The organism is Cellulomonas sp. (genome assembly GCF_036279715.1).
Taxonomy (GTDB): Bacteria; Actinomycetota; Actinomycetes; order Actinomycetales; family Cellulomonadaceae; genus Cellulomonas_A.
In genome coordinates this window covers 1-13,488 of record NZ_DASUIR010000131.1, presented here as the reverse complement: position 1 = coordinate 13,488, position 13,488 = coordinate 1, and the positions used below count along the sequence as shown (strand labels likewise).

Genomic DNA, 13,488 nt, shown 5'->3' with positions numbered 1-13,488 from the left:
TCGCAGGAGTCCTCTGCGCTGCCAGCGTCTGGTCCTTGAACAGCGTGGCGAGGCAGGCGATCAACGAGGGCAAGTGCATGAAGATTCTTCTCGGCATCGGCGACCTAGTTGGCGTGAAATATGCGTGCTGAAACTAGGATGACGGAATGACTCTCGACCAGGTCTTCATCCCGATCCTCACCGGCGTGGCAGGCGTCGCTCTTGGGCTCGCTGGAGGTAGGGCGGCGCGACTCCGCCATCGCCTTCCCGCCTCGCTACTGGGGGCAGGCTCTGTCCTCGTGTTCGTGGGTATCGTCAGATTCGTCGAACCAGTGAGCGCCGTGCGCTTTGACGTCGCGACCTATCTTCTCGGTGTGGTGTTCGCCTACCTGATCGCCAAGAGTTCAGGGTCACGCTCCCCCGAGCCAACGAAGAACACGTCGTCCATCTGAGAACACGCTCGCCTGACTCCCGACAGCTTGGAGTCAGGCGAGCGTGCGACGTAGGGGTTGTCGCCTGGACGATCTCCCAGTCACCTCGAGAACACCTGTGAGCGGCCGCACTGGCGTCGGGGTCCATCTCACCCGTACTGGTGGGGACAAGACTCTGAGCGACGTGGCCTGGACGGTAGGTTGCCTGGATGAGGGTGTTGCACACGTCGGACTGGCACCTAGGCCGCACCCTGCACGGCGTCGACCTGCTCGACCACCAGGCCGCCTACCTCGACCACCTCGTCGAGCTGACCCGCACCGAGGGCGTCGGCGCGGTGCTCGTCGCGGGCGACGTGTACGACCGTGCCGTCCCTCCCGTCGAGGCAGTCGTCCTGCTGTCCGAGACCCTGGCGCGGCTCGCCGAGCACGCGACGGTCGTCGTGACCCCCGGCAACCACGACTCGGCCGCCCGGCTCGGGTTCGGCGCCGCGATCATGCGCGACCGGATCCAGGTGCGCACGCGCGTCGCCGGTCTCGCCGAGCCCGTCGTGCTGCCCGACGACGCGGGGGACCTGCTCGTCTACGCGCTGCCGTACCTGGACCCGGACGTCGTGCGCCGCGAGCTGTCCGGCGACGACACCACCGGCCCAGCTCCCGCGCCGCTGCCGCGCTCGCACGAGGCCGTCGTCGGCGCGGCGATGGCGCGGGTGCGCCGCGACCTTGCGACCCGGGTCGATGCCGCCGCACGCTCCGGCCGCCCGCGCCCGCGCGCCGTCGTCATGGCGCACGCGTTCGTCGTCGGCGGTGAGCCGAGCGAGTCGGAGCGGGACATCCGGGTCGGGGGAGTCGACCACGTGCCCGCCGGGATGTTCGCGGGGATCGACTACGTGGCGCTGGGGCACCTGCACGGACCGCAGCAGGTCGGGGGGGTCGACGGGTCGGCGCTGCGCTACTCCGGCTCACCGCTCGCCTACTCGTTCTCCGAGCAGCACCATCGCAAGTCGACCGTGCTCCTCGACCTGGGGTCGGGCCAGGGGTCGGGCACGGTCGAGCCCGAGCTCGTCCCGGCGCCGGTCCCGCGCCGGCTCGCGGACGTCACCGGCACCCTCGAGGACCTGCTCGGCGCGGCCGGCGAGCCCCACCTCGACGACTGGCTGCGCGTCACCGTCACGGACGCCCACCGGCCCGCCGACCTGTACCGCCGCGTCAAGGAGCGGTTCGCGCACGCGCTCGTCATCCAGCACCGGCCGCCCGAGCGCACGTCGGACCGCGTCGGGGCCACGGTCGTCACCTCCGCGAACGACCCGCTCCAGGTGGCCGCCGAGTTCGTCGTGCACGTGACGGGCATGGAGCCCACCGACGCCGAGCTCGCCGTGCTGCGCCGCGCGTACGAGCAGGTCACCGCGGGTGAGCGGAGCGCCTGATGTACCTGCGCAGCCTCACGATCCAGGCGATCGGCCCGTTCGCGGGCCGCTACACGGTCGACTTCGAGGCGCTCGGAGCCTCCGGGCTCTTCCTGCTCGAGGGCCCCACGGGTGCGGGAAAGTCGACGCTCATCGACGCGATCGTGTTCGCGCTGTACGGCAAGGTCGCGTCGGCCGCGACGAGCGAGGACCGGCTGCGCTCCGGGTTCGCCGCCGACGACGTCGAGAGCATCGTCGACCTCACGTTCGAGACGGGTGCGGGTGTCTACCGCGTCCGGCGCACCCCCGCCTACGAGCGCGCCAAGCGGCGCGGGACGGGGACCGCGCGCCAGCAGGCGACGGTGAAGCTGTGGCGCCTCGCCGGTGCCGCGCCGGACGTCCCGCCCGCAGCGGACGACCTGACCGAGGCGGACACCTTGTCGATCGGGATCGACGCCGAGCCCGGCGGCGAGATCATGTCGACCCGGCTCGACGAGGCCGGTCCCGAGCTGCAGCGCATCATCGGGCTCGACCGCGCGCAGTTCGTCCAGACCATCGTGCTGCCGCAGGGGGAGTTCGCAAGCTTCCTGCGGGCCGACCCCGAGCACCGGCGGAGCCTGCTGCAGAAGATCTTCGCGACCGACGTCTACGAGCGGCTGCAGTACCGCCTCGACGACCTGCGTCGCGAGGCCCAGCGGTCCGTCACGCAGGCCCAGGGCGCGCTGGCCTCGGCCGCCGCGCACTTCGCGGGGGCGGCGGGACTCGACAGCGAGGCGGCCGACGCCCTGCGAACGGCCGCCGACGCAGACCCGCAGGTCACGGTTGCCCTGGCGCGCGCGCACAGCGAGCGGCTCCAGGCAGAGGCAGCGGGAGCCGCGGCCGCGCGGACCGCCACCGAGGCAGCTCTCGAGACGGCACGCGCCGCGCTCGACCAGGTGACCGCGACGATCACAGCCCTCGACCGCCGGGCCGCGCTGCGCGCCGAGCAGGCCGCCCTCGACGCCCGGGCCGACGAGATCGCCGCGACCTCGGACCGGCGTGCCGCCGCGCGCCGCGCGCTCGAGGTCCGCCCGCTGCTCACAGGTGATGCGGCCGCCCAGGAGTCGCTCATGGCAGCCGAGGCCGCAGCCCGGGCTGCGCTCGACTCCGCACCCAGCGACCTCGTCCCGGTACGCGCTCTGAGCCTCCCGCTGCGCGCCCTCGGCCTCGTGGGCCTGCACCCGCACCCGACGCCGGACGGCCCCGAGGTCCACGGCTACGCGACGGCCGAGCTGACGGCGCTCCTGACCGCCGAGCGCGAACGCGCCGCCGCGCTGGCGGCAACCCTGGCCCGACTCGTCGACCTCGAGTCCGAGCTGCCCGCCCGCAGCCGTCACCTGGAAGACCTGCGGGGGTCGCTCGCGACGTCACGGGCCGAGGCGCTGCGGCTCGCCGCCGAGCTCGAGGTGCGACCCGCACAGCGCCGCGAGATCGTCGTCGAGCTCCAGACCGCCACCGAGGTGGTCGCGCAGCTACCCGCACGGCGCACGCAGCTCGAGGTCGCCGAGGCAGTGCTCGCCGCAGCCCGTGCCGCCGCCGCAGCCGAGGCCGAGCTCGCGGACGCCGTTGCTGCGCGGGACCGCGCTGCCCGCGTCGCGCGAGCCGCCGTCGAGCACGAGTCTCATGTCCGCAACGCGCGGATCACCGGCCTCGCGGGCGAGCTCGCGGGCACGCTCCACGACGGTGAGCCGTGCCCCGTGTGCGGCGGGACCGAGCACCCCGCCAAGGCCGCGCTCGCCGCGGGCCACACGAGTGCCCAGGACGTGGAGCGGGCCGAGCAGGCACGGTCCGAGGCCGAGCGGGTGCTCGGTGAGCGGTCGTCCCGGGTGGCCGCACTCACCGAACGCGTCGAGGGGGCGAGAGCCACCGCCGGCGGGCTCACGCTCTCCGAGGCCGAGACCCACGTCACCGAGGCCCGCGTCCTCGTGTCGATGGCCGCCGACGGCGAGGCAGACCGCGAGACCGCGATCACGTCGCTGCGCATCCACGACGAGGAGACCGAGCTCGCGCGCGCGACCCGGCTCGAGCTCGAGCAGCTGTGCGCGTCCGAGGAGAGCCGCATCGCGGCGCTCGAGCTGGCCCTCCGGCACGACGAGCGCGAGATCGTCGACGCACGCGACGCTCACCCGACCGTCTCGGCCCGCCGGTCCGCGCTGCAGCTGCGGGCTGCTGCGGCGAGCGCTGTGCTCGACGCGCTCGCGATCCTGGACAACGCCGCGGAGAACCGGGCGGGCCGGGCGGCCGAGCTCGCTGCCGCGTTGACCGAGCACGGGTTCGCCGACGCCGGCGCGGCACGGGCTGCCCTGCTGACTGCTGCCGGCCTCGCCGCACTCGATGACCAGGTCCGCGCGTACGACGCGGCGACAGCGCGGGTCCGGTCGGGGTTGGCCGAGCCCGAGATCGCTGCACTGTCCGACGAGCCCTTCGACTCCTCGGGTCTCGACGTCGTGCTGGCCGCCGCACGCGAGGAGCTCGACGCCGCGCGGGTGGCCGCGGCAGACGCGGGCGGTGCCGCGGGCCGGGCGGTCGACCGTGCGACGTCGTCGGCCAACGCGCTCCACCAGGTCGAGGCCGCGGCCCGCACGCTGCTGACGGCCGTCGCCGACTCGGCACCGGTCCTCCGGATGGCCAACCTGGCGTCCGCCGCGGGGAGCGACAACTCGCGTGCGCTGACGCTCGCGACGTATGTGCTCGTTCGCCGGTTCGAGGACGTCGTCGCCGCCGCGAACGACCGCCTCGTGCTCATGTCCGACGGCCGCTACGAGCTCGTGCGCAGCGAGGAGCGCGAGGACGTGCGCACGCGCAAGACGGGTCTGTCGATGCGCGTCGTCGACCACGCGACCGGCGCCGAACGGGACCCGCGCACGCTCTCAGGGGGCGAGACGTTCTACGTGTCGCTGTGCCTCGCGCTCGGCATGGCCGACGTCGTGACCGCCGAGGCCGGCGGCATCGACCTCGGGACCCTCTTCGTGGACGAGGGCTTCGGGTCGCTCGACCCGCACACGCTCGACACGGTCCTCGCGGAGCTCGGGCGGCTGCGCGCCGGGGGACGGGTCGTCGGGGTCGTGTCGCACGTCGAGGCGCTCAAGGCATCGATCGCGGAGCGCGTCGAGGTGCGCCGGCTCGCGGACGGGTCGAGCGCGCTCAGCGTGCGCGCGTAGGCGCGGCGTCCATCAGCCGGGGTGCGGCGTCGCGATCACCACGACCAGCCGCGCGACGCGAGCTCGACCTCCTCGCGGAACCGCTCCTGCGGGTCGCCCTTGGCGCGAGGCAGGACCTCGACCCCAGCGAGCGCGCACGCCTCGGCGAGCAGCTGGTCGTACGCGAGCTGCGAGGCGATGAGCCGCTCGGCGAGCGCGAACTGGTGCGGCTCGTACTCGAGCTCCTGGACGTGGTGCGCGACGGCACCCAGGCGGGTCTGCACGCGCAGAGCGGCGAACGGGTCGGGCACGTAGGTGTGCTCGCGCCGCAGGCGCCGCGCCATCCGCTCGAGGAGCCTGGCGGCGGCGACCCGCCAGCGCGGCGCGTCGTCGGGCGCAGCAAAGAGGGCCGTGACCAGGGCGAACAGGAGGCCCGGTCCGACCAGCATGACCAGGAGCAGCCACGTCATCGTCGACGACCTTCATCCGTGCTTGACACCAGGCTAGGCCGGGATCTCGCGGCATGCCAGGGGTCTTCGGGCTGGGGGGAGACCCGGTGAGAACCCTGAGCGGACCCTGTGCATCTCAGGGTGCGACCAGGGACATAACCGATCGCCCGACCGTTCGGCGGAGGACCACGATGGTCGCGGCCCCACACCCCACTGAGACGATCGGATGCGAACGCATGAACCCGCCGAGCAGCACAGCGACCACCACCGCCACCGTGGCGCCACCGTCGGAGGGTCGCGCCGCGCCCATCGCGTACGCGCGTGCCCTGCGCAAGACCTACGGCGCCGGCGACACCGCCGTGCACGCGCTCGCCGGGATCGACGTGGACTTCGCCCGCGGCGAGCTGACGGCGATCATGGGCCCGTCCGGCTCGGGCAAGTCGACCCTGATGCACTGCATGGCCGGCCTCGACCGGGCCACGTCCGGGTCCGTCGTGGTCGACGGCGCCGAGGTCAGCGCGATGAACGAGCGCCACCTGACGAAGCTGCGCCGCACGCGCCTCGGCTTCATCTTCCAGGCCTACAACCTCGTGCCGACCCTGACCGCGCTGGAGAACATCACGCTCCCGCTCGACATCGCCCGCCTGCCCGTCGACCGCGCGTACCTCGACGAGGTCGTCGCGGCGGTCGGCCTCGGGGACCGGCTCCGGCACCGGCCGAGCGAGCTCTCGGGCGGTCAGCAGCAACGCGTGGCGTGCGCCCGGGCGCTGGTGTCCCGGCCCGCCGTGGTGTTCGCGGACGAGCCCACCGGCAACCTGGACTCGATGTCGGCCGGTGAGGTGCTCGGGTTCCTGCGGCGTTCGGTCGACGAGCTCGACCAGACGGTCGTCATGGTCACGCACGACCCGCGCGCCGCGTCGTTCGCGCACCGCGTGCTGTTCCTCGCCGACGGCCTCCTCGTCGGCGAGCTCACCGACCCGACGCAGGCCTCGGTGCTCGACGCGCTGCGTGCCCTCGGCGCGCACGAGGCCGGTCACTGATGGGCACGGTGGCGCTGCGCGGCATCCGCGCGCACCTCGTCCGCTTCCTGCTGTCGCTGCTGGCCGTCGCCCTCGGGGTGTCGTTCGTCGCGGGGACGTTCTCGCTGCGGACCATGCTCTCGTCGACCTTCACGGGCATCGTCAACAGCTCGATGGTCGGCGACGCCTACGTGCGCGGATCCGAGGCCTCGGCCCGCGGTGCCTCGGACATCCAGACGGAGGCCCGCAACCCGGTCCCGTTGTCGCTCGCGCAGGACCTCGCAGGCGTCGACGGCGTCGAGCGGGTCATCCCTGACGTGCAGGGTCCGGTCGTCCTCGTCGGGGCCGACGGCACCGCGGTCACGAGCACCCAGGCACCGTCGTTCGCGACGGCCCTCTTCCCCGGTGACCCGACGGCTCAGGTCCTCCAGGGCCGGCTGCCCGCCGCACCCACCGAGATCGCGCTCGAGTCCGCCACCCTGCGGTACTCGGGCCTGTACGTGGGCGACACGACGACGATCGTGCTCGGCGGCCAGGTCAAGCAGGTGCACGTCGTGGGCGAGATCTCGCTCGGCAGCCCGATGGCCGGCGCCACGATCGTCGTGGTCGACGAGGCCACCGCGATCTCGACGTTCGCGCCGACCGGCACCGTCGTCGACCTCGCGGTGTACGCGAAGGACGGCGTCTCCCAGGCGCAGCTCGTCGAGCACCTCGATGCCGCACTGCCCGCGAGGGCCGAGGCGGTCACCGGTGACGCGATGCGCGCCGAGACCCGATCGACCATCGAGAAGGCCCTCGGGTTCATCTCGACGTTCTTGCTGGTCTTCGCCGGGATCTCGCTGTTCGTGGGCGCGTTCATCATCGCCAACACGTTCACCATGTCGGTGCGCGAGCGGATGCGTGAGTTCGCGCTGCTACGGGCCATCGGGGCGTCGCCGTCGCAGGTGTTCGCGTCGATCCTGCTCCAGGCCGCCGCGATCGGCGTGGTCGGTTCCGCGCTCGGGGTCGCGGGCGGGCTCGGGCTCGTCTCGGCGCTCCGCGTGCTCTTCGAGCGGATGGGCATGACCCTGTCGGGCAGCATCCCGCTCGACGCCTCGACAGTCCTCGTCTCGATCGGCATCGGGACGCTGGTCAGCCTGCTCGCGGCGCTCGTCCCGGCGCGGCGCGCGGCTCTCGTCCCGCCCGTCGAGGCGATGCGCGACGACGTCGTCGACCAGGAGCACTCGCTCCGGATCCGGTCCGTCGCCGGCTGGGCGCTCGTCGCGCTCGGCGTCGGCGGGGTGCTCGTCGCGATCGTGCGGCCCCAGGCCGACCAGGCGGGGACGTTCCTCGGGATCGGTGCCGCAGCGGTCGTGCTGGGCATGCTCACACTCGCTCCCGTCATCGCCCGGTTCATCGTCTCGGGGCTCGCGGTGCCGTTCGTGGCGCTGCTCCGACCTGTCGGGCGTCTCGCGCGCGGCAACGTGACCCGTAACCCGCGGCGTACCGCGAGCACGGCAGGCGCCCTCATGATCGGGATGGCACTCGTGGGCGCGGCGTCGGTGCTCGCGGCCACCACCCAGGCGTCGACCCGCGAGATCGTCGCGGCCGACATGCACGCCGACTTCATCCTGCAGTCAGCGACGGGCTCGATCCCGCCCGACGCGCTCGATGCGTTGCGTCACCTCGGCTCGGTCGCGAAGGTCGACACGTTCGACATCGGCTCGGCCGTCGTCACCCGTCCTGGCACGACCGCCGTGTCGGGGACCGCCTCGGCCGCCCCGACGACGCTCGTCGGGATGGACTTCTCGGCCTTCGGCTCGACGATCGAGGTCGACGAGATCGACGGGACCATGGCGTCGGTCGGCGCCGACGGAGTCGCGGTGCTCCGCAGCGAGGCCAAGGCCCACGACTGGAAGGTCGGCGACCACGTCACCCTGACGAGTGACCTCGGCACCCGGACCGCGACGGTCCGTGCGGTGTTCGTCTCCGCGGTCGTCGACGCCCCGATGGTGGTGTCGAAGACGCTCTACGACGAGATCGTGCCCGCCGACCAGTCGCTCGTGAAGACGGCCCTCGTGACCGATGCCGCGGGCACGACCCCCGGCACGGCGCGGTCCGACATCGTCACGGTCGTCAAGCCGTACGTCGTGATCTCGGTGCTCGACTCTGCCGAGTTCGCGTCGAGCCTCGCGAAGCAGGTCGACCAGGTCCTGGTGATCCTCTACGCGCTGCTCGGGCTGTCGATCGTCATCGCAGTCCTCGGCATCGTCAACACGCTCGCGCTGTCGGTGATCGAGCGGACGCGGGAGATCGGGCTGCTGCGCGCGGTCGGGCTCGGGCGGACGCAGCTCGCGGGGACGGTCGTGATCGAGTCGGTGCTCACGGCGGTGTTCGGGACCGTCGTCGGGGTCGGCGTGGGGGTCGCCCTCGCGGCAGCCATGCCCACGGTGTTCTCCGACGTCGGCCTGACGACCCTCGCGATCCCGTGGGCGAGCCTCGCGTGGATGCTCATGCTTGCCGTGGTGGTGGGCGTCCTGGCCGCGGTGTGGCCCGCGATCCGGGCCGCACGGCTCCCGGTGCTCGACGCGATCAGCTACGAGTAGGGCGGGGCATCAACTGAACCGGGCGGTGCCTGCGCACGTGTCGTAGGCATGACCGTTCACAGAAGTTCGCTCGGTCTGGCGCTGGCCGCGATCGTCCTCGCGGTCAGCGCCGGATGCTCGAGCGCGAACCCGGTGGCGGCGCCGTCTGTCTCGTCGGCGCCCTCACAGTCCACGGCAGCTGCGGGGCCGACGATCACCATCGCCTCGTTCAAGTTCTCCGAGCTGACCGTCCCCGCGGGCGCCGAGGTCACCGTCAAGAACCAGGACTCGGCCACCCACACCGTCAAGGTCAAGGGCACCGACGTGGACGTGAACGTTCCCGGCGGCGGGCAGGCGACCTTCACAGCGCCGGCCAAGGCCGGCACGTACGACCTGACCTGCGACTTCCACGCCTCCATGCACGGGACCTTGACCGTCACCGGCTGATCGGGGGTTCGCCCGGCGGGCACCGGTCAAGCAGAGGGGTGAGTCTGCCGATCTCACAGGGGTGACACCCCCGTGCTAGGCCGCGTTGGTCTGTCCCAAGACCGGGCTCCGCGGCGGTCTGCGCGTGGCGTCGCCGCGCAGCTCGTCGCCGCGGGCCTCCTCCTCGTGTCCGTCGGGTTCACGGCCGCCTGCCAGCCCGCCGATGCGACGGCCGCCCCGGCGTCGCGCGCAGCGAGCTCGCCGGTCGGTGGTGCGACTCCGTCGGGCACGATCACACCCGGCGCGACGCCGGTCGTCACTGCCCCGACCACGGCTGCACCCACGGCCGAGCCCGCAGAGACTGTTGCGGCGCCCGCCGCCGGACCGGACCCGGCTCAGCCCGCCACCCCGACCGCCCTCGCGGCCGCGCTGCTCCTGCCCGTCAAAGGTCGCGCGCCCCTGACCGGCTACACCCGCGCCCAGTTCGGCCAGGCGTGGATGGACGCCGACCGCAACGGCTGCGACCAGCGCAACGACGTCCTGGGACGTGACCTGACCGGCGTCGTGCACAAGGCCGGGACGCACGACTGCGTGGTCCTCTCGGGGGTTCTCGCCGACCCGTACAGCGGGACGACCATCGCCTTCACGCGTGGGCAGACGACGTCGAGCGCCGTGCAGATCGACCACGTCGTCGCGCTCGCCGACGCGTGGCAGAAGGGCGCCCAGCAGTGGGACGCGGCGACGCGTGCGTCGTTCGCGAACGACCTTGCCAACCTCCTGGCCGTCGACGGTCCGCTCAACGAGCAGAAGGGCGCGGGCGACACGGCGACCTGGCTACCGCCCAACAACGCCTACCGGTGCGCGTATGTTGCGCGGCAGGTCGGCGTGAAGGCCACGTACGGGCTGTGGGTCACGCAGGCCGAGCAGGACGCGATGGTCCGCGTGCTCACGACGTGCCCGGAGGAGTCGATGCCGACCGGGTCCTCGGTGCTCGCCGTCGCGCCGGCGTCGACCCCTGTGGTCGTCGCAGCCGCACCGGCACCCGCCGTCGACACCCTCGTCACGGTCACCTACGCGAACTGCGACGCGGTCCGCGCCGCCGGCGCCGCTCCGATCCACCTCGGCGAACCGGGGTACGCCACAGCGCTCGACCGCGACGGCGACGGCATCGCCTGCGAGTGACTCCTCCGCTACCCGGCGGGCGGCGCCTCGGCAGCAGTCGGGCGCGTCGTCGTGAGGTGAGGGTGCGCCGGGGTGGTCCGGGGCGCGATCACCGCGGCGAGCGCGGCCAAGGCGATCGACACGGCGAATCCGGCCACGAACGACCGCGAGGTCACCGGGCCACCCAGGGCGTTGAACAGCGAGCCGACCAGGGCGAGCGCGATCGCGACCCCGACCGCGTCCATGAGCTGCAGCGCCGCGCTGTTGACGCCCTGCTCGTGCGGCGCCGACAGCCGCAGCAGGAGCACGGACAAGGTCGGGAACGCGGCACCCATCCCGAGCCCCGCGACAGCCCAGCCGATGAACCCGACCAGGACGGGCGTCCCGTCGAGAGCGAGCAGCCCGGCCAGCACCACGCCGACCCCGATCGCCGACGCACCGAACCGCACCCACGCGGCGTCGGACCACCCCACGAGGCTCCGGCCGCGCGCCCACGACCCGGTCGACCACGTGAGCGCACCGAACGTGAGCACTGCGCCCGCGCCCGCGGGGCTGAGCCCGTGGTGGGTCTGCAGCAGCAGTGGCAGGAACACCTCGGCGCCGAAGAAGGCCGCGCTCAGGAGCCCCCGCAGGACGACGACGCTCGGCAGTCCCCGCGCCGACCGCAGCGTCCCCACCGGGAGCAGGCGCGGCAGGGCGAACGCGGTCGCGACGACGCCCGTCGTGAGCCAGCCGAGCTCGACCGCGCCGTGCGACTGGCCACCCCGGTGGAGCGCCAGCACACCGGCCGCGGTCAGCACGGCGAAGCCCACCCCGCGCCGCCCCGCGCGCGCCGGCGCGGCCTCCGGGTTCCCGACGACGGCGTGACCGCGCAGCCCGACGAGCGCGGGCCACAGCGCCAGGACGGCCGGGACCGCGAGCGCCGGCACCCCGAGGAACACCCACCGCCAGCCGGCGTGCTCGACGACGAGCCCCGCCAGGTACGGACCGACGATGCCGGGGACGACCCAGGCCGCCGCGAACGCCGCGAACACGCGGGGCTGGAGCCGCTCGGGGTAGACGCGGGCGACGATGACGTACAGGACGACGCTGTACAGCCCGGTCCCGACACCCTGGACGATGCGCCCGGCCACGAGGGCGAGCATCGAGGGTGCGAGTCCCGCGACGACGAGCCCGACGACGAACAGGGTGACGCCGACGAGCAGCGGCATCACCGGCCCCCGGCGGTCGGACCAGAACCCGGCCAGGGTGAGCCCGATGACGCTCGTCGCGACGGGTCCGGCGAAGGCTGTCGCGTACAGCGCGATGCCGCCGAGGTCCGCGACGACGCTCGGCATCGCGGTCGACACCGCCAGCGACTCGAACGCGCCGAGGGCCACGAGCGCCACCAGACCGAGAGTCGCGACCCGGTACTCGGCAGCGAACGGTCCGCGGCCGGCGGGGGGCACCCCGGGCAGGGCACCGTCGGGAGGCTGGGTCACCGTCGCATCATCCTCGGTGCTCTCGGCCGCGGCTAGGTCGTGAGCACCGGGTGGGTCAGCTGCGCGAGCTCATGACCAGGTACAGCGCCATGAACAGTGTCCCGAGCGTCCCGGTGACGATCGCGAAGATCGCCCGGCCGCGACCGTGGCCACCCGTGCGCGCCTTCTGGATCGCCCAGATGCCGAGCCAGATCGCCACCGGACCGAGCGCCCAGAGGCCCAGCGAGAGCAGTCCGACGTAGCCGGCGGTGATCGACTGCCACGACCGGCCGACCGGCAGCATCCAGTGCACGGCGTCCGACGGACCGGACGTGGCCATCGACCCGTGCTGCGCCGGCCACTGAGGCGCGCCACCCTGCTGGCCTGGCCACTGCTGCCCACCCCCGGCACCAGGACCGGGGTACGGCTGGCCGTAGGGGGACGCCTGTGCGACCGGTACAGGCGCCACCCAGACCGGGCGCGTGTGCTCGGACCACTCGGTCCCGTCGAACCACCGCTCCACGCCCGGCGTCACGCCGTCGTCGTACCAGCCAGAAGTCATGGGAGTGCCATCGGCAGCCCAGCATCCGGGCTTGAACTGCCGATGGCAACCATCAGACCGCGGTGTACCCGCCGTCGACCAGGTGGTAGCTGCCCGTGATGAACGACGCCTCGTCCGACAGGAGGAAACACACGAGGTGCGCGACCTCCTCCGGGCGCCCGAGCCGTCCGAGCGAGTGCTTGGTCTTGAGGACCTCGAGGATGTCGTCGGTCAGGTTGGCGGTGAGCAGCGGCGTCATGTTGACGATCGCGCACCCGGCGCCCGCCGCGAGCATCGCGGGGATCTGGTAGCGCATGCCCCCCTCTCTCGGCGCTCTCCCTGCTCGACCAACGTAGGCCGCTTCCGTCGCGTGCGACGATCGGGCGTGATCATCGGCCGAAACCCGGGACATGCGCCGTGGCGGTTGGTGCTGTCGCTCGCCGTCATGGTGACGGTGCTCGCCGCGTGCAGCCCGACCGCGGAGAACGGCAACCTGACTTCCGTCCCCTCGTCGGGTCCGCCGAGCGCCTCGGTCACCGCCTCGACCACAGCCCGCGCCTTGCCCACGCCGACCGGCATCACCAAGGTGCTCACGATCGTCCTGGAGAACCACGGCGTCGCCGCTGTCACGGCCGGCATGCCGAAGCTGATGAAGCTCGCCACGACGTACGGGCGCACGTCGCTCTACAGCGCGACCACGCATCCGTCGCTGCCGAACTACCTGGACCTCGCCGCCGGATCGACCTTCGGCGTCACGGATGACTCGCCGCCGGCGGCCCATCCGATCCAGGGCCCGTCGGTGTTCGACCTGGCCCGCACGAGCGGTCGCAGCGCGCGCACCTATGCCGAGGCCATGCCGGCCGCGTGCTCGCTCGA

General features: G+C 73.0%; 11 protein-coding genes and 1 pseudogene. 8 read left to right on the top strand and 4 right to left on the bottom strand.

Annotation, left to right across the window (positions count from 1 at the left end; genetic code table 11):
- Positions 1 to 146 precede the first annotated feature (146 nt).
- The 3 genes from VFW79_RS12565 (at position 147) to VFW79_RS12555 (ending at position 5,013) form a co-directional block, all read left to right on the top strand.
- Positions 147 to 431, top strand: coding sequence for a hypothetical protein (locus VFW79_RS12565; protein ID WP_329677630.1), 285 nt, complete (start codon positions 147 to 149; stop codon positions 429 to 431).
- Between the two features lie 188 nt (positions 432 to 619).
- On the top strand, positions 620 to 1,834 hold the full coding sequence (locus VFW79_RS12560; protein ID WP_329677629.1) for an exonuclease SbcCD subunit D: 1,215 nt from the start codon (positions 620 to 622) through the stop codon (positions 1,832 to 1,834).
- Positions 1,834 to 5,013: an SMC family ATPase gene (locus VFW79_RS12555; protein WP_329677628.1), complete on the top strand. Its 3,180-nt coding sequence runs from the start codon at positions 1,834 to 1,836 to the stop codon at positions 5,011 to 5,013. The genes VFW79_RS12560 and VFW79_RS12555 overlap by 1 nt, the downstream gene beginning before the upstream one ends.
- Positions 5,014 to 5,048: 35 nt before the next feature.
- On the opposite strand, the gene VFW79_RS12550 is transcribed toward VFW79_RS12555, so the two are convergent.
- Positions 5,049 to 5,462 (bottom strand): hypothetical protein, encoded by a 414-nt coding sequence (locus VFW79_RS12550; protein ID WP_329677627.1) that lies wholly within the window; start codon positions 5,460 to 5,462, stop codon positions 5,049 to 5,051.
- A gap of 215 nt (positions 5,463 to 5,677) precedes the next feature.
- Here VFW79_RS12550 and VFW79_RS12545 point away from each other — a divergent pair, with 215 nt between their 5' ends.
- The 4 genes from VFW79_RS12545 to VFW79_RS12530 all read left to right on the top strand — a co-directional run bounded on the left by VFW79_RS12545 (position 5,678) and on the right by VFW79_RS12530 (position 10,632).
- Positions 5,678 to 6,481: an ABC transporter ATP-binding protein gene (locus VFW79_RS12545; RefSeq protein ID WP_329677626.1), complete on the top strand. Its 804-nt coding sequence runs from the start codon at positions 5,678 to 5,680 to the stop codon at positions 6,479 to 6,481.
- Complete coding sequence (locus VFW79_RS12540; RefSeq protein WP_329677625.1) at positions 6,481 to 9,045, top strand: ABC transporter permease; 2,565 nt, start codon at positions 6,481 to 6,483, stop codon at positions 9,043 to 9,045. The genes VFW79_RS12545 and VFW79_RS12540 overlap by 1 nt, the downstream gene beginning before the upstream one ends.
- A gap of 48 nt (positions 9,046 to 9,093) precedes the next feature.
- A complete protein-coding gene (locus VFW79_RS12535; protein ID WP_329677624.1) occupies positions 9,094 to 9,471 on the top strand; it encodes a cupredoxin domain-containing protein in 378 nt (125 codons plus the stop codon).
- 165 nt (positions 9,472 to 9,636) lie between these two features.
- Positions 9,637 to 10,632 carry a GmrSD restriction endonuclease domain-containing protein gene (locus VFW79_RS12530; RefSeq protein WP_329677623.1) on the top strand — a complete coding sequence of 332 codons (996 nt, stop codon included), beginning with the start codon at positions 9,637 to 9,639 and terminating at the stop codon, positions 10,630 to 10,632.
- 8 nt (positions 10,633 to 10,640) lie between these two features.
- Here the strand turns inward: VFW79_RS12530 and VFW79_RS12525 are convergent, their stop codons facing one another.
- The 3 genes from VFW79_RS12525 to VFW79_RS12515 are packed head-to-tail and all read right to left on the bottom strand — an operon-like array spanning position 10,641 to position 12,928.
- Positions 10,641 to 12,092, bottom strand: a complete 1,452-nt coding sequence (locus VFW79_RS12525; protein ID WP_329677622.1) for an MFS transporter — start codon at positions 12,090 to 12,092, stop codon at positions 10,641 to 10,643.
- A 55-nt stretch (positions 12,093 to 12,147) separates the two neighbouring features.
- A complete protein-coding gene (locus VFW79_RS12520) occupies positions 12,148 to 12,633 on the bottom strand; it encodes a DUF2510 domain-containing protein (RefSeq protein ID WP_329677621.1) in 486 nt (161 codons plus the stop codon).
- A 52-nt stretch (positions 12,634 to 12,685) separates the two neighbouring features.
- A complete protein-coding gene (locus VFW79_RS12515; protein ID WP_414647960.1) occupies positions 12,686 to 12,928 on the bottom strand; it encodes an SDR family oxidoreductase in 243 nt (80 codons plus the stop codon).
- A 69-nt stretch (positions 12,929 to 12,997) separates the two neighbouring features.
- Between VFW79_RS12515 and VFW79_RS12510 the strand changes: the two are divergent.
- Positions 12,998 to 13,488, top strand: a pseudogene (locus tag VFW79_RS12510) (hypothetical protein); the annotation flags it as partial.

Coding starts and splice junctions, on each gene's coding strand:
- VFW79_RS12565 (WP_329677630.1), top strand. CDS start 147: ATGACTCTCGACCAGGTCTTCATCCCGATCCTCACCGGCGTGGCAGGC.
- VFW79_RS12560 (WP_329677629.1), top strand. CDS start 620: ATGAGGGTGTTGCACACGTCGGACTGGCACCTAGGCCGCACCCTGCAC.
- VFW79_RS12555 (WP_329677628.1), top strand. CDS start 1,834: ATGTACCTGCGCAGCCTCACGATCCAGGCGATCGGCCCGTTCGCGGGC.
- VFW79_RS12550 (WP_329677627.1), bottom strand. CDS start 5,462: ATGACGTGGCTGCTCCTGGTCATGCTGGTCGGACCGGGCCTCCTGTTC.
- VFW79_RS12545 (WP_329677626.1), top strand. CDS start 5,678: ATGAACCCGCCGAGCAGCACAGCGACCACCACCGCCACCGTGGCGCCA.
- VFW79_RS12540 (WP_329677625.1), top strand. CDS start 6,481: ATGGGCACGGTGGCGCTGCGCGGCATCCGCGCGCACCTCGTCCGCTTC.
- VFW79_RS12535 (WP_329677624.1), top strand. CDS start 9,094: ATGACCGTTCACAGAAGTTCGCTCGGTCTGGCGCTGGCCGCGATCGTC.
- VFW79_RS12520 (WP_329677621.1), bottom strand. CDS start 12,633: ATGACTTCTGGCTGGTACGACGACGGCGTGACGCCGGGCGTGGAGCGG.
- VFW79_RS12515 (WP_414647960.1), bottom strand. CDS start 12,928: ATGCGCTACCAGATCCCCGCGATGCTCGCGGCGGGCGCCGGGTGCGCG.